Origin of the sequence: Achromobacter sp. MYb9, assembly GCF_002975275.1 — a bacterium.
In the GTDB taxonomy this organism is placed as follows: domain Bacteria; phylum Pseudomonadota; class Gammaproteobacteria; order Burkholderiales; family Burkholderiaceae_B; genus Achromobacter.
Window position 1 is genome coordinate 91,521 of record NZ_PCOQ01000002.1, and the last position, 23,463, is coordinate 114,983.

At 64.1% G+C, this 23,463-nt stretch carries 23 protein-coding genes and 4 tRNA genes; 22 read left to right on the top strand and 5 right to left on the bottom strand.

Going from position 1 to position 23,463, the window contains the following annotated elements:
- Positions 1-3 precede the first annotated feature (3 nt).
- The 3 genes from CQ050_RS04640 to CQ050_RS04650 are packed head-to-tail and all read left to right on the top strand — an operon-like array spanning position 4 to position 2,792.
- On the top strand, positions 4-828 hold the full coding sequence (locus tag CQ050_RS04640) for an N-acetyltransferase (protein WP_105555668.1): 825 nt from the start codon (positions 4-6) through the stop codon (positions 826-828).
- Positions 829-871: 43 nt separating this feature from the next.
- The gene (locus CQ050_RS04645; RefSeq protein ID WP_105555669.1) at positions 872-1,795 is read left to right on the top strand and encodes a ParB/RepB/Spo0J family partition protein; all 924 of its coding nucleotides are present in this window, start codon (positions 872-874) and stop codon (positions 1,793-1,795) included.
- Entirely contained in the window at positions 1,788-2,792 is a 1,005-nt protein-coding gene (locus CQ050_RS04650) for an asparaginase (RefSeq protein ID WP_105555670.1), read from the top strand. Before CQ050_RS04645 ends, CQ050_RS04650 begins: the two co-directional genes overlap by 8 nt.
- Here the strand turns inward: CQ050_RS04650 and CQ050_RS04655 are convergent.
- Complete coding sequence (locus tag CQ050_RS04655) at positions 2,786-3,679, bottom strand: LysR substrate-binding domain-containing protein (protein WP_105555671.1); 894 nt, start codon at positions 3,677-3,679, stop codon at positions 2,786-2,788. The two genes, CQ050_RS04650 and CQ050_RS04655, sit on opposite strands and share 7 nt — an antisense overlap.
- A gap of 118 nt (positions 3,680-3,797) precedes the next feature.
- Between CQ050_RS04655 and CQ050_RS04660 the strand changes: the two genes are divergently transcribed.
- The 4 genes from CQ050_RS04660 to CQ050_RS04675 all read left to right on the top strand — a co-directional run bounded on the left by CQ050_RS04660 (position 3,798) and on the right by CQ050_RS04675 (position 8,376).
- Positions 3,798-4,385, top strand: a complete 588-nt coding sequence (locus CQ050_RS04660; RefSeq protein ID WP_105555672.1) for a cysteine dioxygenase family protein — start codon at positions 3,798-3,800, stop codon at positions 4,383-4,385.
- A 2-nt stretch (positions 4,386-4,387) separates the two neighbouring features.
- Positions 4,388-5,578 (top strand): cystathionine beta-lyase, encoded by a 1,191-nt coding sequence (gene metC / locus CQ050_RS04665; RefSeq protein ID WP_105555673.1) that lies wholly within the window; start codon positions 4,388-4,390, stop codon positions 5,576-5,578.
- A complete protein-coding gene (locus tag CQ050_RS04670) occupies positions 5,578-7,173 on the top strand; it encodes a rhodanese-like domain-containing protein (RefSeq protein WP_369868256.1) in 1,596 nt (531 codons plus the stop codon). Before metC ends, CQ050_RS04670 begins: the two co-directional genes overlap by 1 nt.
- A gap of 195 nt (positions 7,174-7,368) precedes the next feature.
- Complete coding sequence (locus tag CQ050_RS04675; RefSeq protein ID WP_105555675.1) at positions 7,369-8,376, top strand: tripartite tricarboxylate transporter substrate binding protein; 1,008 nt, start codon at positions 7,369-7,371, stop codon at positions 8,374-8,376.
- 47 nt (positions 8,377-8,423) lie between these two features.
- Here CQ050_RS04675 and CQ050_RS04680 read toward each other — a convergent pair whose 3' ends face one another.
- The 4 genes from CQ050_RS04680 to CQ050_RS04695 are packed head-to-tail and all read right to left on the bottom strand — an operon-like array spanning position 8,424 to position 12,974.
- On the bottom strand, positions 8,424-9,185 hold the full coding sequence (locus tag CQ050_RS04680; protein ID WP_105555676.1) for a DeoR/GlpR family DNA-binding transcription regulator: 762 nt from the start codon (positions 9,183-9,185) through the stop codon (positions 8,424-8,426).
- A gap of 17 nt (positions 9,186-9,202) precedes the next feature.
- Positions 9,203-10,885, bottom strand: a complete 1,683-nt coding sequence (locus CQ050_RS04685; RefSeq protein WP_105555677.1) for an ABC transporter permease subunit — start codon at positions 10,883-10,885, stop codon at positions 9,203-9,205.
- Positions 10,886-10,907: 22 nt separating this feature from the next.
- A complete protein-coding gene (locus tag CQ050_RS04690; RefSeq protein ID WP_105555678.1) occupies positions 10,908-11,915 on the bottom strand; it encodes an ABC transporter ATP-binding protein in 1,008 nt (335 codons plus the stop codon).
- A 48-nt stretch (positions 11,916-11,963) separates the two neighbouring features.
- On the bottom strand, positions 11,964-12,974 hold the full coding sequence (locus CQ050_RS04695; protein WP_105555679.1) for an ABC transporter substrate-binding protein: 1,011 nt from the start codon (positions 12,972-12,974) through the stop codon (positions 11,964-11,966).
- A 149-nt stretch (positions 12,975-13,123) separates the two neighbouring features.
- Between CQ050_RS04695 and hisN the strand changes: the two genes are divergently transcribed.
- From hisN to rplL, 15 genes are all read left to right on the top strand, one after another.
- On the top strand, positions 13,124-13,930 hold the full coding sequence (gene hisN, locus CQ050_RS04700; protein WP_105555680.1) for a histidinol-phosphatase: 807 nt from the start codon (positions 13,124-13,126) through the stop codon (positions 13,928-13,930).
- Between the two features lie 58 nt (positions 13,931-13,988).
- Complete coding sequence (locus CQ050_RS04705; RefSeq protein WP_105555681.1) at positions 13,989-15,374, top strand: glutamine synthetase family protein; 1,386 nt, start codon at positions 13,989-13,991, stop codon at positions 15,372-15,374.
- A gap of 29 nt (positions 15,375-15,403) precedes the next feature.
- Complete coding sequence (locus tag CQ050_RS04710) at positions 15,404-16,792, top strand: aldehyde dehydrogenase family protein (protein WP_105555682.1); 1,389 nt, start codon at positions 15,404-15,406, stop codon at positions 16,790-16,792.
- Between the two features lie 24 nt (positions 16,793-16,816).
- Complete coding sequence (locus CQ050_RS04715; RefSeq protein ID WP_105555683.1) at positions 16,817-17,980, top strand: iron-containing alcohol dehydrogenase; 1,164 nt, start codon at positions 16,817-16,819, stop codon at positions 17,978-17,980.
- A 113-nt stretch (positions 17,981-18,093) separates the two neighbouring features.
- Positions 18,094-18,180, top strand: a tRNA-Tyr gene (locus tag CQ050_RS04720).
- Positions 18,181-18,325: 145 nt separating this feature from the next.
- Positions 18,326-18,399 (top strand) — tRNA-Gly (locus CQ050_RS04725).
- Between the two features lie 12 nt (positions 18,400-18,411).
- Positions 18,412-18,486, top strand: a tRNA-Thr gene (locus tag CQ050_RS04730).
- Between the two features lie 56 nt (positions 18,487-18,542).
- Complete coding sequence (gene tuf / locus CQ050_RS04735; protein ID WP_057285896.1) at positions 18,543-19,733, top strand: elongation factor Tu; 1,191 nt, start codon at positions 18,543-18,545, stop codon at positions 19,731-19,733.
- Between the two features lie 198 nt (positions 19,734-19,931).
- Positions 19,932-20,007 (top strand) — tRNA-Trp (locus CQ050_RS04740).
- 64 nt (positions 20,008-20,071) lie between these two features.
- Positions 20,072-20,452, top strand: coding sequence for a preprotein translocase subunit SecE (gene secE / locus CQ050_RS04745; RefSeq protein WP_105555684.1), 381 nt, complete (start codon positions 20,072-20,074; stop codon positions 20,450-20,452).
- Between the two features lie 9 nt (positions 20,453-20,461).
- The gene (gene nusG, locus CQ050_RS04750) at positions 20,462-20,995 is read left to right on the top strand and encodes a transcription termination/antitermination protein NusG (protein ID WP_105555685.1); all 534 of its coding nucleotides are present in this window, start codon (positions 20,462-20,464) and stop codon (positions 20,993-20,995) included.
- A 65-nt stretch (positions 20,996-21,060) separates the two neighbouring features.
- A complete protein-coding gene (rplK, locus tag CQ050_RS04755) occupies positions 21,061-21,492 on the top strand; it encodes a 50S ribosomal protein L11 (protein ID WP_006227005.1) in 432 nt (143 codons plus the stop codon).
- Positions 21,493-21,494: 2 nt separating this feature from the next.
- Positions 21,495-22,196 (top strand): 50S ribosomal protein L1, encoded by a 702-nt coding sequence (gene rplA / locus CQ050_RS04760; protein ID WP_006216574.1) that lies wholly within the window; start codon positions 21,495-21,497, stop codon positions 22,194-22,196.
- A gap of 271 nt (positions 22,197-22,467) precedes the next feature.
- A complete protein-coding gene (gene rplJ, locus CQ050_RS04765; protein ID WP_105555686.1) occupies positions 22,468-22,992 on the top strand; it encodes a 50S ribosomal protein L10 in 525 nt (174 codons plus the stop codon).
- An 81-nt stretch (positions 22,993-23,073) separates the two neighbouring features.
- Positions 23,074-23,454 carry a 50S ribosomal protein L7/L12 gene (gene rplL / locus CQ050_RS04770; protein ID WP_006227008.1) on the top strand — a complete coding sequence of 127 codons (381 nt, stop codon included), beginning with the start codon at positions 23,074-23,076 and terminating at the stop codon, positions 23,452-23,454.
- The last annotated feature ends 9 nt before the right edge of the window (positions 23,455-23,463 follow it).

Sequence of the window (23,463 nt, forward strand, 5' to 3'; positions counted from 1 at the left end):
GCCATGTCTGTTGCCGCGCTCTTTTCCCCGACCGCCACGCACGTTTCCCGCACGCCGCCCGCCGATGTGCGCGACCGCCTGCGCGTGCGTCTGGAAGAGGCCGCGTTGAACGCGACAGCGGTCGGTGCGCAGGTGCTCTATGATGGTTGGCTGGTGCGCTTTGCGCACTCGGAAGCCAAGCGCGTACGCAGCGTGAACGTGCTGGGGTTATCCACACGTCCGCTGGACGAGCGGCTGGCGTATTGTTCTTCGTTGTATGCGCGCCATGGTTTGCCCATGGTGCTGCGCATTACCTCCATCGGCCCCGATTTTTCGCTGGACGCCGAACTGGAGGCCCGCGGCTACACCTTTACCGGCGAGACCCGAGTCATGAGCATGTCGCTCGCCCCCAGGCCCAGCGTCCGGGGCGATCTGCATTTCAGGATAGTCGACACCAGCCGCTTCGCGCAGGCGGTTGGGGCCATGCGTGGCTCGGCGCCGGGACACGCCGGTGAACATCAAGCGCGTCTGCAAGGACTGGCTGTGGATAAGCAGCCGGTGCTGGCGTTCGACGCGGCGGGGCAGTGCGTTGCTGCGGGCCTGGCCGTCCGCGATGACGACCTGCTGGGCCTGTTCGACATCGTCACGGACCCGGGGCAACGGCGTAAAGGCTACGCCGATGCCCTGGTGGATTACCTATTGACCGAAGGCGCCGCCAGCGGCGCGACAACGGCGTACTTGCAGGTCGAGCCGGAGAACACCGCCGCGCGCGTCTTGTATGGCCGCTACGGCTTCAAAGACTGTTACGCGTATTGGTACCGCCTGCCCGCCGAGCAGACGGACGCCTGAGCCAGGCTCGGGATACAAAAACAGAAGGAAAGAGGATTTAACTATGGCCACCAAGAAACCCAAGGGATTGGGTCGCGGACTGGACGCCTTGCTCGGCGCGGACGCGCCGGCGATCGACAACATCGGCAAGGCCGTCGCGGCCAAGCCCGAGGGTCCGCCATCCACCTTGCTTATCTCGAAGATGCGCGCCGGCAAGTATCAGCCGCGCACGCGCATGGACGAGGGCGCCCTGGGTGAGCTGGCCGAATCGATCCGCACGCAAGGCATCATGCAACCCATTCTTGTGCGCGCGCTGGGTGACACCGCGCCCGGCCATTACGAGATCATCGCGGGTGAACGCCGCTTTCGCGCCGCGCAACTGGCGGGTTTGAAAGAAGTACCGGTGCTGGTGCGCGACGTGGCGGACGAGAACGCGGCCGTCATGGCGCTGATCGAAAACATCCAGCGCGAAGACTTGAATCCGTTGGAAGAGGCGCATGGCGTGCGCCGCCTGCTGGATGAATTCGGGCTGACGCACGAACAGGCCGCGCAGGCGATCGGCCGCTCGCGTTCCGCCACCAGCAACTTGCTGCGCCTGTTGAATCTGGCGGCGCCCGTTCAGACGATGCTGCTGGCCGGCGACGTGGACATGGGCCATGCTCGTGCGCTGCTGGCCGTCGACGCCGCGACGCAGATCCAGTTGGCCAACCAGATCATCGCGCGCCGCCTGTCGGTGCGCGAGGCCGAAAAGCTGGTCACCAAGACCGCCAAGGAAACCGAATCGGCTTCCTCGCCGCGCAAGAAGGCCAACGGCGTCTCGCGCGATCTGACGCGTCTGGAAGAAGCGCTGTCCGATCATCTGGGCACGCGGGTCGCCCTGAAGGTGGGCGCCAAGGAAAAGGGCCAGATCGTCATCGATTTCCACGGGTGGGAACACCTGAATTCGCTGCTGGAACGCCAAGGCCTGTCCGGAGTCGTGGATGCCTGAGCACGCGCTGCCGGTTGTCGCGGTGCTGGCTACCGGCGGCACCATCGCAGGCGCGCAGGCCGACGCCACGTCGGCGGGCTACAAGGCGGGGTCGTTCTCCGTCAACGATTTGCTGGCTGCCGTGCCGCAGTTGGCCGGCATTGCCGACATTCGCGCCGAACAGGTGGCGAATGTCGGTAGCCAGAACATGACGCACGAGGTCTGGCGCGCGCTGGCCGAACGTGTGGAAACCCTGTGCCAGGACGCCTCGGTGGCGGGTATCGTCATCACGCACGGTACCGACACGCTTGAAGAAACGGCGTACTTCCTCAGCTTGGTGATTCCGCACGACAAGCCCGTCGTCCTGGTGGGCGCGATGCGTCCTGCCACGGCGCTGGGCGCCGAAGGGCCGGCCAACCTGTATAACGCGGTGGCGCTGGCGCGCCACCCCGACGCCCGCGGACGCGGACCGCTGGTCGTGATGAACGAAGACGTGCATTACGCGCGCGAGATCCAGAAGATCGCCAGCGCAGGCCTGTGCGCCTTTGCTTCGCCCAACCGTGGCCGTGCGGGCGTCATGCATGGCGGCGTGCCGTGCTTCTATTCGCGCAACACCACAACCCACACCACGCAAAGCGAGTTTTCACTCGCATTGCTGCAACAGGCCGGCTGGCCGCGCGTGGACATCGTCTACGCGCATGCCAATCTGCAGGCCGACCTGATCGACTTCCTGGCTGGCCTGGCCGACGGCATCGTGCTGGCCGGCGTGGGCGACGGCAACGCCACCGATCTGGGCGTCGATGCTCTGAGCCGCGCGGTTGCCGGCGGCACGGCCGTGGTCCGCGCGAGCCGTACAGGCAGTGGATTCGTGGCACGCGATGTCGAACTGGACGACGCCAGCCTGGGCTTCATCGCTGCTGGCGACCTGAATCCGCAAAAGTCACGCATCTTGCTGATGCTGGGCCTGTCCGTCACCCGCGACACGGCCGCCCTGCAGGCCATCTTCGACCGTTACTGATCGGGCGGCGGCGTGCCGCCCGCGTCGCCTTGTTGCGCCAGACCCAGGTTGGCGCGCAGCATGTCGTAGACCTGCCGCGTCAGCGGGTTGATCAGATCCCGCCTTATCCACAGGAAGTAAGTCACGTCCGGCAAGGGCGGAAGCCCTTCCTTTTCCCCCAGCACGCGCATTTCGGGCCCCAGCAGTTCCACGCTGCGGGCCGTCACCCCCAGGCCGGCGCGCAACGCGGCTTTGATCCCGACCAGATTGGGCGCCACATAGTTGGTGTGCCAGCGTACGCGCGCCTGCTCCAGCGCGTTCAGGGCCAGCCGGCGGAAGATGCTGGGCTCGTCCGCCAGCACCAGCGGCACCGGCGCGTGCACGTCATGCACGTAGTCGGCGGAGGCCAGCCAGACGGTGGGCGACGTGCGCAGCGCCACGCCTTCGAAGTCCTGGTCGAAGCGTGTGGATATCGTCAGGTCGATCTCGCCGGCACGCAAGGCATCCATCAGGAACGGGCTTCGGTCCACGCGGATCTCCAACTTCACGCGGGGAGCCGAACGCGCGATATGCGTCAGCAGCGTGGGCAGGATGGTGTCCGCCACGTCCAGCGGCGCGCCCAGGCGCAGGTCTCCCTCCAACGGCCCATCCTGTAGCGCGCGCAACGCCTCATCGTTGATCGCCAGCATGTGACGCGCGTATTCCACCAGCCGCCGCCCATGCGACGACAGCACCTTGTTGCGCCCCTGTTTTTCGAACAGGGGCAGGCCGATGGTGGATTCCAGCCGCTGCATTTGCTGCGTGATGGCCGACTGCGTCTTATGCAGCCGGTTGGCCGCTTCCGAAAACGTGTCGTGCTGGGCGATGGCTGTCAGCGTGCGAAGCAGGTCCAGATCCAAATTGCGCATGTCAGCCTCTAAAAGTATTAGCGTTGCTAATGGAATGTTAAGGCAATTTAAATTGTTGATGCGCGGCCTGGGCGATACAGTAAACGCAATAACTCATGAAACAAGAGGAAAATCCAAAGTGAGCACCCCGCACCCCCACCAGGCCGGCATCGATGCCGCTATTGGAAATATTAAAAAAACTGTAGGAAATAAGGGGCTGAACCGCGACAGCCTCGACGAGGTCCTGCAAGAGCTGGTGGGCTTGGCCAGCCACACCGACTGGTGGACGGGCGAGCGATACGCTGCGCCCGAAGACGGTGAACGCCAGGCGCGTTACCTGATCGCCGAAGACGACGACAAGGGCTATGCGCTTTACCTGAACGTCATGCGTCCCGGCAACAAGATCGTGCCGCACAATCACACCACCTGGGCCTGTATCGCTGCCGTGGAAGGCGTGGAATACAACTACGTCTACGACCGCACCGACGACGGGTCGGTGCCTGGGGTGGGGCGGCTGGAGAAGACCGGAACGGTCGTGGTCGGCCCCGGTGCCGGTATCGCCTTGATGCCCGACGACATCCATGCCGTCGAAATCCAGGGCGACAGCGTCATCCGCCACCTGCACATGTACGGCCGCGCGCTCGAGACGCTGAACGAGCGCCTGGGCTTCGACCTGGAAGCGGGCACCTGCAAGATCATGCCCATCGGCGTGAAGACCCGCCGCTGACCATGAGCAAGCCCTACCGGTCCGCCACGCGCCTGCTGCGCGCGGGACGCCCTCATCAAGGGTGGGTCAACACCCCCGTCACGCGTGCCAGCACCTACGTCTTCGATAGCGTCGCCGCCTGGCGCGACACGCGGGAACGCCGCGAGCAAGAGCGCCTGCCGTCCTACGGCGCGCGCGGCACCGACAGCACGCATGCGCTGGAAGACGCGCTGGTGGAGCTGGAACAGGGCTATCGCGCCGCGTTGTACCCCACGGGGCAGGCGGCGATCGCAACCGTGCTGCTGGCCTATCTACGGACCGGCGACCACGTGTTAGTGACCGACGCCGTATACGAACCCGTGCGTCGCTTCTGCGTCGAGCACCTGACGCGGCTGGGCATCGAATACACGTTCTACCGGCCGGACGGCGCCGGCATCGAGGCGCTGATCCGGCCCAATACCCGCATGATCTATGCAGAGTCCCCCGGGTCGCTGACTTACGAGATGCCGGACCTCACCGAGTTATCCACAGCTGCGCGAAAACACGATTGCTGGCTGGCTGTGGATAACACGTGGGCGTCGGGTTTGATACACAAACCACTCACGCTGGGCGCCGATATCTCTCTGCTGGCGGCCACCAAATACCTGGGCGGACATGCCGATGTGATGATGGGCGCTGCCGTCGTCAACCGCCGCGCCTGGCGCGCATTGGAACGCGCCTCCATCGACTTCGGCCAGACGGTCGGGGCCGACGACGCGTTCCTGGTGCTGCGCGGCATGCGTTCGCTGCCGCTACGCATGGCGCAGCACGCCAGGAACGCGTTGCGGGTGGCGGAATGGCTGCAAGGCCGCGCCGAGGTGGCGCGCGTGCTTTGTCCGGCCCTGCCCAGCCACCCGTCGCACGCGATCTGGCGACGCGATTGCACCGGCGCCAATGGTCTGCTGACGATCGAATTGAGCGAAGCGTTCGACATGGCGGATGCCGAGCGGCTGATCGACCGCCTGCGTCTGTTCGGCATCGGCGCATCGTGGGGCGGATTTGAAAGCCTGGTGATCCCGGCGCAGCTGAATTCACGTGCGCTGCCTGACCCGACGCCCCGCGGCGCGATGCTGCGCCTGCATATCGGCCTGGAAGACCCCGACGACCTGATCGGCGACCTTGAACAAGGCTTGTCCGCGCTGACCCATTCCCCCCGTTCCCTACGAATCTCATGATGCATTCCACCTCCGCCCCTGGCGCCGCAGATATCGGCTCGCACACGCTCAAGCAATGGCTGCATGACGGCCGCGAGATCGCCTTGCTGGATGTGCGCGAACACGGCCAATACGGCGAGTCGCACCTGTTCTACGCGGCGCCGGTGCCATACAGCCGGCTTGAAATCGATATCGTCCGCCTGGCCCCGCGTCGCGATGTTCGGGTCGTGGTGTACGACGATGGCGGCAGCGACCGCACCGCCGAGCGTGCCGCCCGGGCGCTGGCAAAGCTGGGCTACCGCCAGGTGCATCGCCTGGCGGGCGGCATTGCGCAGTGGCAGCAGGACGGCTATGCCGCCTTTGCCGGCGTGAATGTGCCCAGCAAGACGTTCGGCGAACTGGCCGAAGAAGTTTTCCACACGCCGCGTATCGGCGCGCGTGAACTGGCCGAGCGCCAACGGCGCGGCGACGACCTGATCGTGCTGGACGGCAGGCCCTTCACGGAATACCAGAAGATGAGTATTCCCGGCGGCATCTGCTGCCCGAACGGCGAGCTGGCGCTGCGCGCCCACACGCTGGTCAAGGATCCCGGCACCACCATCGTCGTCAATTGCGCGGGCCGCACGCGCAGCATTATCGGTGCGCAGACCCTCATCAACCTGGGCGTGCCCAATCCCGTCTATGCGCTGGAGAACGGCACGCAGGGCTGGTATCTGGAAGATCTGCAACTGGAACACGGCGCAAGCCGCCGCTACGACGACGGCGTGGCGTCCGATGAACTGCCGACGCTTGCCGCCCGCTCGGCGCAACTGGCTGAACGCCATGGCGTGCCGATGGTCGATGCGGGCGCGGTACAGGCATGGCTGCGCGACGACACGCGCAGCACCTTTCTGTGCGACGTGCGCAGCGCCGAGGAATTCGCGCAGGGTTCATTGCCCGGCGCCCAGCACACGCCGGGCGGGCAACTGGTGCAGGCCACCGACCAATACCTGGCCGTGCGCGGCGCCCGCATCGTCGTGTTCGATGCGGAAGGGGTGCGCGCGCCGGTCGTGGCCAGCTGGCTGCGGCAGATGGGCTGGGATGCCTGCGTGCTGAAAGAGGGCGTGCTTGCTGAACTGAAAAACGACGCGCCGGCCACGGACACCCCCGTCGTGTCGGCGCTGTCCGATGCCGGCGTGGCCGCGGCGTTGGCGCAGGGCGCCCAGGCCGTCGATTTGCGCCCGGGCATGCGCTATCGGGCCAGCCACATCGTGGGGGCGCGTTGGTCGATCCGCCCGCGCCTGGACCGCCTGGCGTTGGATCCCGCCCGCCCCGTCGTCCTGCTGGCCGAAGACGCGGCCATCGCGGCGTGGGCAATGGAAGACCTGACCGCCTTGGGCTTGACGGACGTCAAGGTAAACACCGGCACGCCAGCCGGTTGGGCAGCAGCGGGCATCGCGTTGGAATCCACCCCTGCCGTTCCCACCGACACCGAGTGCATCGATTACCTGTTTTTCGTGCACGACCGCCACGACGGCAACAAGGCCGCGGCGCGTCAGTACCTGTCCTGGGAGACCAACCTGGTCAAGCAGATCGATGAACGCGAGCTGGCGGGCTACCGGTTTCCCGCTGGCTGACGCCGTGCATTGACGCTGCCCGTCCAGGGCACAAGCGCCACAGTGGCCCGTAGAGGCCGCGCGGCGCGACGACAGATGCATCAACCCGATCAATACGCCCCGGCGGCTTTTGCCGACGGGGTGCGGACGGTTCATGGCGAACCGGAATGCAAAGGACGGCCGAGTATCCGGCCGCCGACTCAAGGGGAAATCCAGATGAAGCACCATGCATTGCACGCTTGCGGGACAGCCGCCCTGGCCATGGCCGGCCTGATGTGGAGCGCAAGCGGCCAGGCCCAGGCTCAGGCGCTGAAAGCGCCAGCCGATTATCCCAAGCAGGCCATCACCGTGGTCTCGCCGTTTCCGCCCGGGGGCGGCAACGACAACGTGGCGCGCCTGATCGCCCAGGAGCTGGGCGTCATCACGGGCCAGAGCGTCGTGGTGGAAAACCGCTCGGGGGCGGGCGGCAACGTGGGCACGGCGCAGGTGTCACGCGCCAAGCCCGACGGCTATACCCTGGTGATGTCGCAGACCAGCGTCATGGCCGTCAACCCGCGCCTGTACAAGAATGTCGGCTTCGATCCGGTGAAGGACTTCACGCCGATATCGCAGATCACGTCCGCGCCGCTGGTGCTGGTGGCCCGCACCGAAAGCCCGTACAAGACGCTGGGCGACTATCTGGACGCCGCGCGCAAACAGCCGGGCATCATCACGTACGCCACGCCGGGCAACGGCACCATGAGCCATTTGATGGGCGCCCTGGTGTCCAAGAAAGCGGGCGTGAACCTGGTGCATGTGCCGTATCGCGGCGCGGCGCCCGCCATCACCGACCTGATGGGCGGCACGGTGGACATGCTGATCACGTCGCCGGCGTCGGCCGAACCCATGGTGACCGCGGGCAAGCTGCGTATCCTGGCCCTGAGCCACGAAAACAGCATCGGCGTTTTCAAAGGCGCGCCCACGCTCAAGCAAAGCGGCCTGGACGGCATCACCGCCGATGATTGGTATGGTTTGTTCGCCCCTGCCGGCACGCCGCCCGAGCGCGTCGCTTATCTGGCAGGCGCGGTGGCGCAGGCGATGAAGTCGCCCACCGTGATCGCCAAGATCAACAGCGGCGGCAGTTGGCCGGTGGGCAGTCAGCCCGACGCGTTCAAGACGCGCCTGCAGGAAGACACGGTGTATTGGGCGGACATGGTGAAGACGGCAGGGGTGTCGCTCGACTGAGGCCTCGCTGCCACCGGCCCCTGAACCGGTCCTGTACTGCCGGCTTCCTACACGGCCAGCACGTTGCCCGCCGCGGCCTTCAGCGCCGCGAATGCGGGCATTTTTTCCGCGCTGGTGTTGGTGACCAGATGATCGATGCGGTCCGCGCCGCAAAACGACACGCGGCTGCACAGGCCGATCTTGCTGAAGTCCGCCAACAGCACCAGCTGCTTGGCATTGCCCGTCATCGCGCGGGCGACTTCCGCTTCGCGCAGGTCGTAATTGGTGGCGCCGCACTCCGCGTCGACGCCTACCGGCGACAGCAATGCCAGGTCGGCGCGGTAGCGGTGGATCTCGGCGATGGTGATGTCGCCGGCGGTGGCGCACACGGGCCCGCCAACCGCGCCGCCCAACATGATCAGTTGATTGGCGCCGCTGCCTGCCGCGCCCACCTTCAGCGCCACGTCGAACGAGTTGGTGATGATGGTCAGGCCGGACAGCTTGGCCAGTTCGTCGGCGAGCACGCTGGTGGTGCTGCCCGCGTCAAGGAACAGGGTGTGTCCGCTGGACACGAGACCGGCCGCGGCGCGCGCGATGGCGCGCTTGTACTTCACGCGCGTGTGCACGCGCTCGGCGAACGGGGGCTCGCTGTGCACCGGCACGGCGCCGCCGTGCACGCGCCGCAATTCGCCCATCGCCTCCAGTTCAAGCAGATCCCGTCTGACGGTTTCGCGCGACACGCCCAGCTCTCCGACGATGCGGTCGGTCGATACCTGCTGCAATGACGACAGCAGCGCGCGGATTCTCTGATACCGCTCTTCTTGCCACATATCCGATGCTTCCTAATCTATCTTCGCCGCCGCGACGCCCCGGCGATCAACGCGCGCATGGCCAGCAAAGAACCTCCAACGACCAGCATGATAAGCGTGGAATACGCCGCCGCCTGCGAAACGAACCCGGCCTCGTCCAGCCGCAGTACCGACACCGGCGCCACGCTGATGGTCGGCGTTACCAGGAAGATCACCGCCGACAGCGTCACCATCGACCGCATGAACAGGAAAAAGAACACGCCCAGCACCGTGGGCGCGATCAGCGGCAGCACCGCATCGCGCAGGACTTGCACCGTGCCGCCGCCCAGGCAACTGACGGCTTCCTCCAGCGCCTGCGGCACGGCGCGCATGCCCGTCATCATCGTCAGGAACCCTTGCGTGTGATAGTGGTAGAAATTGCATAGCGCGATCAACGCCGCGCTGCCGTACAGCGCATACAACGGCGTGCCGGGCGCATTGAACGCGAAGATGTAGGACAGCCCCAACACCAGGCCCGGCACCCCGACGGGCAGCACGGACAGCAGGTACACAACCTTGGCCCAGCCGCGTCCGATGCGGCACACACCGAAGCACAGGAAGAACAACAGCAGCACGCCGCCGCTGGCAGCCGCCAGCGACAGGTACAGCGACGTCCACAGGGGGGCGTAGCCGCCGCTGACGGTGATGTCGTAGTGCTTCAGCGTCCATTCCATGCGGTAGGGCCACAGCCGCATGAAACTGGCGAAGACGACCGTCGCCACGGTCAGGATGATCGTGCCGCAGGCCAGCAGCACGCCGATGCCGAACACCGCATCGCGAACGGGGGCGGGTTGCGGGGCCACCCGCACTCCGCTGGGTGACGCCGACCCGAACTGGCGCTGCGAGGCCACGCGTTCTATCTGCACGGAGATCAGCGACGGCAACAACAGCAGGATGCCCACGACGGACCCCATGCCGAAATTCATCTGGCCCGACACCTGGCTGTAGATTTCCGTGGCCAGCACCCGGTAATTGCCGCCGATCACCGCCGCGTTGCCGAAGTCCGTGATGGTGATGACGAACACCACGAACGCGGCGCTCAGCAGTCCGAACTTGCAGTTGGGCAAGGTGATATCGAAGAATTGCCGCGCGCTGGACGCGCCCATGACTTCGGCTGCGTCGTAGTAGCGGGCGTCCATGTTGCGCAACGCGGCCTGCAGGATCAGCACGGCCTGGGGCAGGGCGTAGAACACGTTCGAGATCAATAGCCCCCAGAAGCCATAGATATCGACCTCCCAACCGGTCCAGCGGTGCACCAGCCCGTTGCGTCCCAGGATGAATATCAGGCCCAGACCCTGCACCAGCGACGGCGCCAGCAACGGCAGCACCAGCGCCAATCGCACAAGCGCCTTGCCGCGCATGCAGCTGCGGTCAAGGCCATAGGCGATGGCGAATCCCAGCGTGATGCTGACGGCGGTGGTGGCGGCGCTCATTACAAGGCTGTTGACGGTGGCGGTCAGGATGCCGCGTGTGGCGAACACCTCGGCATAGTTGCCCAGCCCGATCGATCCATCCTTTTCCACCAGGCTGCGCCACGCCACGGCCGCCAGCGGATACAGGAAAAACAGCGCCAATCCCGCCAGAGGGATCGCCACACAGGTCCACAGCAGCAGCCGGTCCGCGGACCACGGCGCGCGCCCCGCAGGCGCCGCGACGGCCGCATCCGCATGTAGCGTGCTCATCGCCGGCTCCCGCCGCGCGGGGTCATACGCTGACCCAGGCGCATTCGCCGGGTTCCACGTCCAGCCGAACGGGCGCGCCGCGGGACAGCCCAGCCGCGCCATGTTGCTCGACAACCAGCTCACGTCCCAGCCACGCGACGCGCAACCGCGTCAGGTTACCCATGAAGGTCATGTCCTGTACGCGGCCCGGACCTTGCTCGTCGGCGGCGATGCGCAGGTTTTCCGGGCGCAGGCAGGCTTCATAGCGTTCATTCGCGCCCTCGGGCCGCGTCGCCAGCAGATGGGGCATCGCATCGCTTACCCAATCGGTGGGCAGCAGATTGCTCAAGCCCACGAAGTTGGCCACGAAGCGCGTGCGGGGCCGCAGATAGAGGTCGGAGGGGGACCCGACCTGTTCGATGCGCCCGTCGTTCATGCAGACGATCTTGTCGGCCAGCGTCAGCGCTTCTTCCTGGTCGTGGGTCACCATGATGGTCGGGATCTTCAGCCTGCGTTGCACGTCGTGGATCTCGGCGCGCATGTCGGTGCGCACGCGCGCATCCAACGCCGACAGCGGTTCGTCCAGCAGGATCAGCGCCGGGTCCACCGCCAGTGCGCGCGCCAGCGCCACGCGCTGTTGCTGTCCCCCCGAAAGCTGGTGCGGATAGCGTGGCGCATAGTCGGGCAGCTTGATCAGGGTCAGCAGTTCAGCCACACGCGCGGCGATGCGGTCGCGCGGTTCGCCGCGGACGCGCAAGCCGTAGCCCACGTTTTCGGCCACCGTCATGTTGGGGAACAACGAGTACGACTGGAATACGATGCCAAAGCCACGCTTGCGCGCCGGCAGCTTGCTCAGGTCGCGCCCGCCCAGCGTGATGGTGCCGCGGTCGAACGGCAGCAGGCCCGCCACGATGCGCAGCAAGGTCGTCTTGCCGCAGCCGCTCGGGCCCAGCAGGCACACGAATTCATGTTCGCCGACGGACAGGTCGATGTCCTCCAGCGCGACCGACGCGTCGAAGGTTTTCCGTATGCCGCGCAGTTCCAGATACATGGCGTCTCCCAGACGCGAGAGCGGCGGGCGGGCCCCGCCGCGCCAGCCTCAGCGCTTGATGGTGTCTTGCCAGGTCTTGATCGTGGCGTCGCGCTCGGCGGCCGACTTCTGGAAATCCACCGGATACAACACGGCGGTCAGGTCCTTCGGCAGGCCCGCGGCTTCGGCCGCCTTGTTGGGGGCGGCGCCCGGGATGGTGACGAGTTCCTTGTACTTGCTGTACAGGCCGCCGGCCTGCGCGGAGAGGGTCCAATCCAGGAAGCGTTTGGCATCGGCGGGGTTCTTCGCTGTCTTCATCAGGCCGGACGCCTCCAGCTCGTACCCCACCCACTGCTTGGGGATCACCATCTTGACCGGATAGCCCTCTTCGATGGACTGCATGGCCGGGAAGGCGAACGATACGCCGATCGCGTATTCGCCGGCGCGGGCCATCTTGCAGGGGCGCGACCCCGACGGCGTGTATTGCGCCACGTTCTTGTCCAGGTCCTTCAGCAGCGCCCAGCCCTTTTCCTTGCCCAAGCCCTGCAGCAACGCGACGATCTGCAGGTAGCCCGTGCCGGAGGCGGCCGGGCTCGGGATGACGATCTCGCCTTTATAAACGGGGTTGGCCAGGTCTTCCCAAGACGTCGGCATGGGCAGCTTCTTGGACTTCAGCCGGTCGGTGTTCACACAGAACGCCGCAACATAGCCGGTGGCGGCAAACCACTTGTTGTCCGCGCCCTTGTACTGGGCGGGCAGGGTGTCGATCCCCTTGGCCGCATAGGGCTCCAGCAGGTTCTGCAAGCGCGGATCCAGCATGTTGCTGACGGCAAAGCCCCAGATCACGTCCTGCTGAGGGTTCGCCGCTTCGGCGATCAGCCGGGCGCCCAGGTCGCCGGTAGACAGGCGCAGCACGTTGACCTTCACATCCGGCATGGCCGCGTTGGCCGCCTTCAGATAGGCCGCGATCTCGTCTTCCTCCAGCGCGGTGTAGACGGTGATGGGACCGGCGTGGGCGACGTGTGCAAAACCTAGGGAAATTACTGCAACCACAACGCTAAGCTTCTTCATACATTGCATGATGGGACTCCGGTGGGGAATACATGGCAACGGTGCGAGCTACTGATGCGGACGGCGACCCTGCCGTAGGGGGCGAGGTTGCAGTTTTAGGTATATTTGCAAATTTGGGGCAACGTGTCTAGACTGGAAAAACCCCTGGGAGCACCGTGATGCAAACCTCCGCCGCGCTGCCGGCGCAGCAATTGGCCGAATATTCCTCGTTCGCGCAGACGCTCGCGGACCGCGTCCGGCCCTTGTCCCGCAAGTGGTTCCGGCACCCGCTGTCCGTCGACACCAAGGCCGACGAAAGCCCCGTGACGCAGGCCGACCGAGAGGTCGAGGCCGCGCTGCGCGACGCGATCGCGCAACACTATCCCCAGCACGGCATCTTCGGCGAAGAGTTCGGCGCGCTGCACGCCGAAGCCGAGCTTGTGTGGTCGCTGGACCCCATCGACGGCACGCGCGCATTCATCTCGGGCAACCCCTTGTGGGGCACGTTGCTGGCGTTGCTGCATCGGGGCCGTCCGGTGCTGGGCCTGATCGACATTCCCACGTTGCAGGAACGCTGGATCGGCGCGGCCGGTTCGCCGGCGCGGCTGAATGGCGACCTCTGCCAGGCCAGCGCCTGTACCGAACTGCGTGACGCGATCCTGTACGCCACGTCGCCCGACATCTTCGAAGGCGCTGAACTGGCTGCCTTCGATGCCTTGGCCCGTGCCGCGCGCATGCGCCGCTACGGCGGCGATTGCTACAGCTACGGGCTGCTGGCCAGCGGCCACATCGACCTGGTGGTCGAAGCCGGCCTGCAACCCTATGACTATCTGGCGCTGATGCCCGTGATCGAAGGCGCGGGCGGCGTCATCACCGATTGGGCTGGGCAGCCGCTCAGCCTCGAATCGCAGGGCCGCGTCGTCGCGGCCGCCACGCCGCAGCTGCATCGCCAGGCGATGCGGGTGCTGGGGGCGGCCATGACCTGAACGCCGCGCCGCCCGCCCGCAGGTCAACGCAACGCTTCAGCCACAAAGGTGAACGAGCATGCATGCACTAGGGGTAGCAACGGTGGAAGACGCAGAGCGGCTGGTGCAAGCCAGCCCGCTCTCGCATATCAAGGTGGGGTTGTCCGACGTCGACGGTGTGATGCTGGGCAAATACTTGCGGCGCGACAAGTTCCTGAGCGCGCTGCGCTCGGGGTTGGCGTTCTGCGACGTGGTGCTCGGCTGGGACCTGGACGATCAGCTCTACGACAACACCCAATACACCGGTTGGCACACCGCCTACCCCGATGCCAAGCTGCGCATCGTGCCGCAGACCGGGCGTCGGCTACCGCTGGAGCAGGGCCCCGGCGGCGAAGACATGCTGCTGTTCCTGGCTGAATTCGACGGCGATGCCAGCGCCATCTGTCCGCGCCGGCTGCTGCATCGCACGCTGGACCGCGCGGCGGGCATGGGCTACGAGGTCTACGCCGCGCTGGAATACGAGTTCTTCATGTTCCGCGAGACCCCGCATTCGGTCCGTGCGAAAAACTACCGCAACATGGAAAACTGGACGCCGGGCAACTTCGGCTACTCCGTGCTGCGCAGCACCGTCGAGGGCGACTTCTACCGCAAGCTGCTGGACATGTGCGAACGCATGGACATGCCAATCGAGGGCCTGCATACCGAAACGGGGCCGGGCGTGCTGGAAGCGGCCATCGCGGTGGACCAGGCCGCCGCCGCCGGCGACAAGGCGTTTCTGTTCAAGACCTTCACCAAAGCGCTGGCGCAGCAGAACGGGCTGATGGCAACCTTCATGGCCAAATGGTCGCATGATCATCCCGGCCAGAGCGGCCATATCCATTTGTCGCTACGCGACAGGAAAAGCGGCCGTTCGGCCTTCTACGACGAATCGCAGCCGCACGGCATGAGCGCGACGCAGGTCGCGTTCATGGCCGGCGTGCAACGCTACCTGCCGGAGTTCATGGCGCTGTACGCGCAGACGATCAACAGTTATTCGCGTCTGGTGCCGGGCTATTGGGCGCCGCTGGATGCAACGTGGGGCATGGAAAACCGCACGACCGCGCTGCGCCTCATCCCGGGCAGCGACAAGTCGCAGCGCGTCGAGGTGCGCATCGGTTCGGCGGACGCCAATCCCTACCTGGCGTTGTCCGCCGCGCTGGCCTCGGGCCTGTACGGCATCGAGCAGGGCTTGACGCCTGAACCCATGGTGCAAGGCAATGCCTACACGCAGCAATTCCCGGCCCATCTGCACCTGCCCACGACCTTATGGGAGGCGGCGCAACGCCTGCGCGGGTCCGAAGCGGCTCGCCACCTGTTCGGCGATCCATTCGTCGAACACTACGCCGCGACGCGCGAGTGGGAAGAACGGCAGTTCCGGCGGCACGTGACCGACTGGGAGCTGGCGCGCTACTTCGAAATCATCTGAACCTGTCCAACCGCTTGCATAGGGCGATCATGACCCAGGAACTCATCACCATCAGTCCCATCGACGGGCGCGAGGTCGTGCGCCGCGCCTACGCCAACGATGCGCAGATTGCGCAGGCGCTGACGCAAGCCCAGTCCGCGCAAGTGGCATGGCAGGCGCTAGGCGTGGCAGAGCGGGGGCGCATGGTGTCCGCCGCGGTGGACCGCTTCGTTGCGGCCAAGGACGAGATTGCGCGGGCCATCACGATCCAGATGGGGCGCCCATTGCGTTACACGCCGGGCGAAGTCGCCGGTTTTGAAGCGCGCGCGCGCCACATGATTTCGATCGCGGATGCGGCGTTAGCGCCCGTGCGCGTGCCCGAGCAGGCCGGATTCACGCGTTTCATCAGCCGTGAACCCATCGGCGTCGCGTTGACCGTCGCGCCGTGGAACTACCCCTTGCTTACGGCAGTAAACAGCATCGTCCCGGCCTTGATGGCGGGCAACACCGTCATCCTGAAGCACTCCGACCAGACGCCGTTGTGCGCCGAGTTGATGGATCGCGCGTTCCGCGACGCCGGCGTGCCGAAGGGCGTGTTCCAGTACCTGCATGCCAACCACGACACCGTCCAGCGGCTGATCCGCGCGCCCGAGATTGGCTACGTGTCATTCACGGGGTCGGTGCGCGGTGGACGCGTCGTCGAGGAAAGCGCGGCGGGGCGCTTCATCGGGGTGGGCCTGGAGCTGGGCGGCAACGACCCTGCCTATGTGCGCGCGGACGCCAGGTTGGATCACGCCGTCGAGACGCTGGTGGACGGCGCATTCTTCAATTCGGGGCAGTCCTGCTGCGGTATCCAGCGCATCTACGTCGCGCGGCCGCTTTACGACGAGTTTGTCGAACGCGCGGTTGCACTGACAAACGGTTACGTACTGGGCAATCCGCTGCACCCCGAAACGACGCTGGGGCCGGTCGTCCGTGCCCGAGCCGCAGCCGAGATTCGCGACGTCATCGCGGAAGCCGTGTCGGCCGGCGCGCAAAACATGATTGATCCCTCGCATTTCAATAATGCGAGTGAAAGATCGCCTTATGTCGCGCCCGCAATCCTGACGCGAGTAAACCATCGCATGCGTGTCATGAACGATGAGTGCTTCGGACCGGTCGTCGGCATCATGCCCGTCGATACCGACGACGAGGCCGTCGCGTTGATGAACGACAGCCCCTATGGGTTGACGGCGGCGGTGTTCACGCAAGACGAAAGCGCCGCCCTGGCGTTGGGCCGTCAAGTGCGTACCGGAACCTTCTTCATGAACCGCTGCGATTATCTGGACCCCGCGTTGGCCTGGACCGGCGTCAAGAACACGGGCCGCGGCGTGTCCTTGTCCGCCATCGGCTACGAGCAACTCACGCAAGCCAAATCCTTTCATCTGCGCAGCGTCTGACAACGCGTCTTCAGGAATCGAACCATGACCGTGCCCAGCGTCAATTGGAACTATCCCACTGCAATCAAGGCGGGTCCCGGCCGCATCAAGGAGCTGGCCGATTGGTGCGCCGAACTCGGCATGAGGCGGCCCCTGCTCGTCACGGACCCGGGACTCGCGGCATTGCCGATGGTGGGCGACGCCGTGCGTGCGTGCCGTCAGGCCGGCCTGGAATGCGGCCTTTTCCACGAGGTCAAAGGCAACCCCACGGGACGCAATGTCGAAGATGGCGTGGCGGCCTATCGGCAGGGCAGGCACGACGGTGTCATCGCCTTTGGTGGCGGCTCGGCGCTGGACGCTGCCAAGGCCATCGCCTTGATGGCAGGCCAGAAGCGGCCCTTATGGGACTTCGAGGACGTCGGCGACAACCATCTGCGTGTGAACGTGGCCGGGATGGCGCCCGTCGTCGCGGTGCCGACCACGGCCGGCACGGGGTCGGAAGTGGGCCGCGCATCGGTCATCACGGACGAGGCCGCGCAGGTCAAGCGCATCATCTTCCATGCGCGCATGCTGCCCTCCATCGTCATCCTGGACCCGGAGCTGACGGTGGGGCTGCCGCCGAAGATCACCGCCGCGACTGGCATGGATGCCTTGTCGCACAACCTGGAGGCGTACTGTTCGCCGTTCTTCCATCCCATGGCGGCGGGCATTGCGATGGAAGGCATGCGCCTGGTCAAGGAATACCTGCCGCAGGCCGTGGCCGACGGGGCCGACCTCCAGGCGCGCCAGCAGATGCTGGTGGCCTCGTGCATGGGCGCCACCGCTTTCCAGCGCGGCCTGGGCGCGATGCACGCGCTGGCGCATCCGCTAGGCGCCCTGTACGACGCACACCACGGCATGCTGAACGCGATCCTGATGCCTTATGTATTGAAGGCCAACCAGCACGCGGTGGCCCCCCGGCTGGAAGCACTGGCGCGCTACCTGGACCTGCCCGCCACGGGCCCGGGGGCAGTGCTGGACTGGGTGCTGCGCCTGCGTGAGGCGGTGGGCATTCCCCACTCGCTGGCGGAAATCGGCATCGACGAGGCCCAGGCCGAACGAGTCGGCCGTATGGCCAGCGAAGATCCCTCGGGGGGAACGAACCCCATTATTTTCACGGCCGACCAATATTCACAACTTTTGCGTGCATCAATTCGCGGAAACCTGTAAGCTTCGCCCCCTCTGCGCGGAAACGCGGGTGGCTGAACGAAAGTTTTTGAAGATTTTCATCCGAATGGTTTGACACCGGATTTGAAAGTGTTCATAATCTCAAGTTCTCCGCTGGAGGGGTGCCCGAGTGGTTAAAGGGGGCAGACTGTAAATCTGTTGGCCTTGCGCCTACATTGGTTCGAATCCAATCTCCTCCACCAGAGACCCAACTCTTGAATCCAGGCGATGTCTGCCTGGATTTTAAAATTAGGCCTAGGGAACTGGGCGACCTTCGCAAAGAAGGTTGTAAGGTTCTCCAGGCCTTGATTTTGAGGGTTTGGGAAAGAGAAGGTGAATGGGTATGCCGCGGGTGTAGCTCAATGGTAGAGCAGAAGCCTTCCAAGCTTACGACGAGGGTTCGATTCCCTTCACCCGCTCCAAGATTTTTAAATGCCCATGTGGCTCAGTGGTAGAGCACTCCCTTGGTAAGGGAGAGGTCGCGCGTTCGATCCGCGCCATGGGCACCACAAATTTCCAAGTACTTTTCTTCAGTCTGAAGCGCAATCCAGGTCAGGAGTCAGCCATGGCAAAAGGCAAGTTTGAACGTACCAAGCCGCACGTGAACGTGGGTACGATTGGTCACGTTGACCACGGCAAAACGACGTTGACGGCAGCTATCACGACCGTTCTGTCGAACAAGTTCGGTGGCGAAGCCAAGGGCTACGACCAGATCGATGCGACTCCTGAAGAAAAGGCTCGCGGCATCACGATCAACACCGCCCACGTCGAGTACGAAACGGAAGCGCGTCACTACGCGCACGTTGACTGCCCGGGCCACGCTGACTATGTGAAGAACATGATCACGGGCGCCGCTCAGATGGACGGCGCGATCCTGGTCGTGTCGGCCGCTGACGGCCCGATGCCGCAAACGCGTGAACACATCCTGCTGAGCCGCCAAGTTGGCGTGCCGTACATCATCGTCTTCCTGAACAAGGCTGACATGGTTGACGACGCCGAGCTGCTCGAGCTGGTGGAAATGGAAGTTCGCGAACTTCTGTCGAAGTACGACTTCCCGGGTGATGACACCCCGATCGTCAAGGGTTCTGCCAAGCTGGCGCTGGAAGGCGACAAGGGCGAACTGGGCGAACAGGCCATCATGAACCTGGCAGCTGCGCTGGATTCGTACATTCCGACGCCTGAGCGTGCTGTTGACGGCGCGTTCCTGATGCCGGTTGAAGACGTGTTCTCGATCTCGGGTCGTGGCACGGTGGTGACGGGTCGTATCGAACGCGGCATCGTCAAGGTCGGCGAAGAAATCGAAATCGTGGGCCTGGTGCCGACGGTCAAGACGACTTGCACGGGCGTTGAAATGTTCCGCAAGCTGCTCGACCAAGGTCAAGCTGGCGACAACGTGGGCATTCTGCTGCGCGGCACCAAGCGTGAAGACGTCCAGCGTGGCCAAGTTCTGGCCAAGCCGGGCTCGATCACCCCGCACACGGACTTCACGTCCGAGGTGTACATCCTGTCCAAGGAAGAAGGCGGCCGTCACACTCCGTTCTTCCAGGGCTATCGTCCCCAGTTCTACTTCCGCACGACGGACGTGACGGGCACGATCGAGCTGCCGGCCGACAAGGAAATGGTTCTGCCGGGCGACAACGTGGCCATGACGGTCAAGCTGTTGGCTCCGATCGCCATGGAAGAAGGCCTGCGTTTCGCCATCCGTGAAGGCGGTCGTACCGTCGGCGCCGGCGTCGTCGCCAAGATCCTGAAGTAAGCAATACCCAAGTGGGTAGAGTGGACGAAATGTCCCTCTACCCATTTTTGCTGTAAAAGTGTTATGATGTTTGGCTCCGCGATCATTTGCGCCAAATTGCCTGAAATGGCAGTCTGAAAAACGGCCTGCAAGGCTGTTTTGAGCGGCAACGGTAGGTCACGGAAAGTCAGTGAATGTAGTGCAAGCCAGTAGTGTTTTAGGGGCATAGCTCAATTGGCAGAGCGTCGGTCTCCAAAACCGAAGGTTGTAGGTTCGATTCCTACTGCCCCTGCCACCGCCAGGATAAACCCGCGGGAGATCATCGCGAGTTACGCATTCACGGCGGCTCGCGTCGCAATATGTCTAATACCAGCGTAGAAACCGTAACCAGTACCGCCGACCGGGTCAAGCTCGGGCTGGCGGTTCTCGTCGTTATTGCTGGCATCGTCGGGTTTTCCGTGCTTAGCGCACAGCCGATGCCCGCACGTGTCGGCGTGTTCGTTGGTGGCCTCGTGATCGCAGCCGTGATCGCCTGGTTCAGCGAGCCCGGCCGCCGCACCCTGAGCTTTGCCAACGAGTCCTACAACGAAGTCAAGCGTGTCGCGTGGCCCACCCGCAAGGAAACGACCCAAATGACGGGTATCGTTTTTGCGTTCGTGGCGGTCATGGGCATTTTCATGTGGGTGCTCGACAAGGGCATCGAATGGATTCTTTACGGCCTGCTGTTGGGCTGGAAATAAGGACGGCGAATGAGTAAGCGTTGGTATGTCGTCCATGTGTATTCCGGCATGGAAAAGAGTGTTCACAAGGCCCTGATCGAGCGCATCGAGCGCGCGGCCTTGCAAACGTCTTTTGGCCGAATCCTTGTGCCCTCCGAAGAAGTCGTCGAGGTCAAGGGTGGTCAGAAGTCGATCACCGAACGCCGCATTTTCCCTGGTTATGTCCTGGTTGAAATGGACCTGACCGACGAAACGTGGCATTTGGTCAAGAATACGAACCGCGTCACCGGCTTTTTGGGTGGCTCGGGCAACCGTCCGACCCCGATTTCCGAAAAGGAAGTCGAGAAGATCCTCTCCCAGATGGAAGAGGGTGTCGAGAAACCCCGCCCCAAGATTCTGTTCGAAGTGGGCGAGATGGTTCGGGTCAAGGAAGGTCCGTTTGCAGACTTCAACGGCAATGTCGAAGAAGTCAATTACGAAAAGAGCAAGGTGCGCGTGTCGGTCACCATTTTTGGTCGTGCCACACCCGTCGAACTCGATTTCAGCCAGGTCGAAAAGACCTGATTTCAACCCCCCCGGGGAGCCCAGGCCAATAAGGCCCGGGCGATATAACCCGCAAGGAGCAAAGCATGGCGAAGAAGATCGTCGGCTTTATCAAGCTGCAAGTACCGGCTGGTAAGGCTAACCCCTCCCCCCCGATTGGCCCGGCACTGGGTCAACGCGGCCTGAACATCATGGAATTCTGCAAGGCGTTCAACGCCAAGACCCAAGGCATGGAGCCTGGTCTGCCGATTCCGGTGGTGATCACCGCTTTCGCGGACAAGAGCTTCACCTTCATCATGAAGACCCCGCCCGCGACGGTCCTCATCAAGAAGGCTGCTGGCGTGCAAAAGGGTTCGGCCAAGCCGCATACCGACAAGGTCGGCACGCTGACCCGCGCTCAAGCTGAAGAAATCGCCAAGGCCAAGGGCCCCGATCTGACCGCCGCTGATCTGGACGCCGCTGTGCGCACGATCGCTGGCAGCGCCCGCAGCATGGGCATCACGGTTGAGGGGATCTAATCATGGCAAAACTGTCCAAGCGCGCCGCCGCTATTGCACAAAAGATCGACCGTACCAAGCTGTACCCGGTCGCTGAAGCCCTGACGCTGGTCAAGGAAACCGCTGTCGCCAAGTTCAATGAATCCATTGACGTGGCTGTGCAGCTCGGCATCGACCCGAAGAAGTCGGACCAACTGGTTCGCGGCTCGGTCGTTCTGCCCGCCGGTACCGGCAAGTCGGTCCGCGTGGCCGTGTTCGCCCAAGGCGAAAAAGCTGAGGCCGCCAAGGCTGCCGGCGCCGACATCGTTGGCCTGGACGACCTGGCTGACCAGATCAAGGCCGGTCAAATGGACTTTGACGTGGTCATCGCTTCGCCCGACACGATGCGTGTCGTGGGTGCCCTGGGCCAGATCCTGGGTCCCCGTGGCCTGATGCCGAACCCGAAGGTCGGTACCGTGACGCCTGACGTCGCGACCGCTGTCAAGAACGCCAAGGCCGGTCAGGTTCAGTACCGCACCGACAAGGCTGGCATCATCCACGCAACGATCGGCCGCGCGTCGTTCGGCGTGGAACAGCTGCAAACCAACCTGGCCGCTCTGGTCGACGCCCTGCAAAAGGCTCGTCCCGCAGCTGCCAAGGGCATTTACCTGCGCAAGCTGGCCGTTTCGTCCACGATGGGCGGCGGTGCTCGCGTTGAAATTGCCTCGCTGTCGGCTTCCAACTAAGCCAACAGCAGTAAACGTACTTTGGGCTGCATCCGGATTCCTCCGGATGTTGCTGTCAAAGACCGCTGGAGCAGGGTAGTGGAAGGGTCCTCCCTTCTATTGAAAGCAGGTTCCCCGCTGCCCCGCTTAATCCCGAAGCTCACATAGTTCGGATCCAGCGTAGACGGCGTCCCCAGGAAGATTTCTTTACACGAAGAACTCGACCAGGCGCCGCATTCGGTTGACGCGCAAGGCTCAGGCCCCAGGCGTCTTTTGATGGAGTGTTCAAACCGTGAGTCTCAATCGTCAAGAGAAAGCGGTGGTAATCGAGGAAGTCTCGGCTGAAGTCGCCAAGGCACAATCGATTGTTATCGCTGAGTACCGTGGTCTGGACGTCGCCTCTGTCACCGTACTGCGCAAAACTGCGCGTGAATCGGGCGTGTATCTGCGTGTTCTGAAGAACTCGCTGGCCCGTCGTGCTGTTGCCGGCACGGCTTTCGAGCCGTTGGCTGAGCAACTGACCGGTCCGCTGATCTATGGTATCAGCACTGATCCGGTTTCGGCGGCCAAGGTCATCGCAGGTTTCGCGAAAAGCAACGATAAGCTGGTCATCAAGGCGGGCGCATTGCCCAACAACCTGCTGACCCAAGATGGTGTGAAGGCCTTGGCCACCATGCCGTCCCGCGAAGAGTTGCTGTCGAAACTGCTTGGCACCATGCAAGCCCCCATCGCGCAATTCGTGCGTACGCTCAACGAAGTTCCGACCAAGTTCGCTCGTGGCCTCGCGGCCGTGCGCGACCAAAAGGCAGCGGCCTAATCGCCCTGCTGTGCGGAATTCGCTGAACGACGAAGCGACACCCAAACCCTGGCATTACCAAAATATTTGGAGTTCTTAAAAATGGCACTTAACAAAGCTGAAATCCTTGACGCCATCGCTGGCATGACCGTGCTCGAGCTGTCCGAGCTGATCAAGGAAATGGAAGAGAAGTTCGGCGTGTCGGCTGCTGCCGCTGCTGTCGCTGTCGCTGCTCCCGCTGCTGGTGGCGCTGCCGCCGCTGCTGAAGAGCAAACCGAGTTCACCGTCGTCCTGCTGGAAGCCGGCGCGAACAAGGTTAGCGTCATCAAGGCCGTGCGCGAGCTGACCGGTCTGGGTCTGAAGGAAGCCAAGGACCTGGTTGACGGCGCTCCGAAGCCTGTCAAGGAAGCTGTGGCCAAGGCTGACGCCGAAGCCGCCAAGAAGAAGCTGGAAGAAGCTGGCGCCAAGGTCGAAGTCAAGTAAGACCTGCGT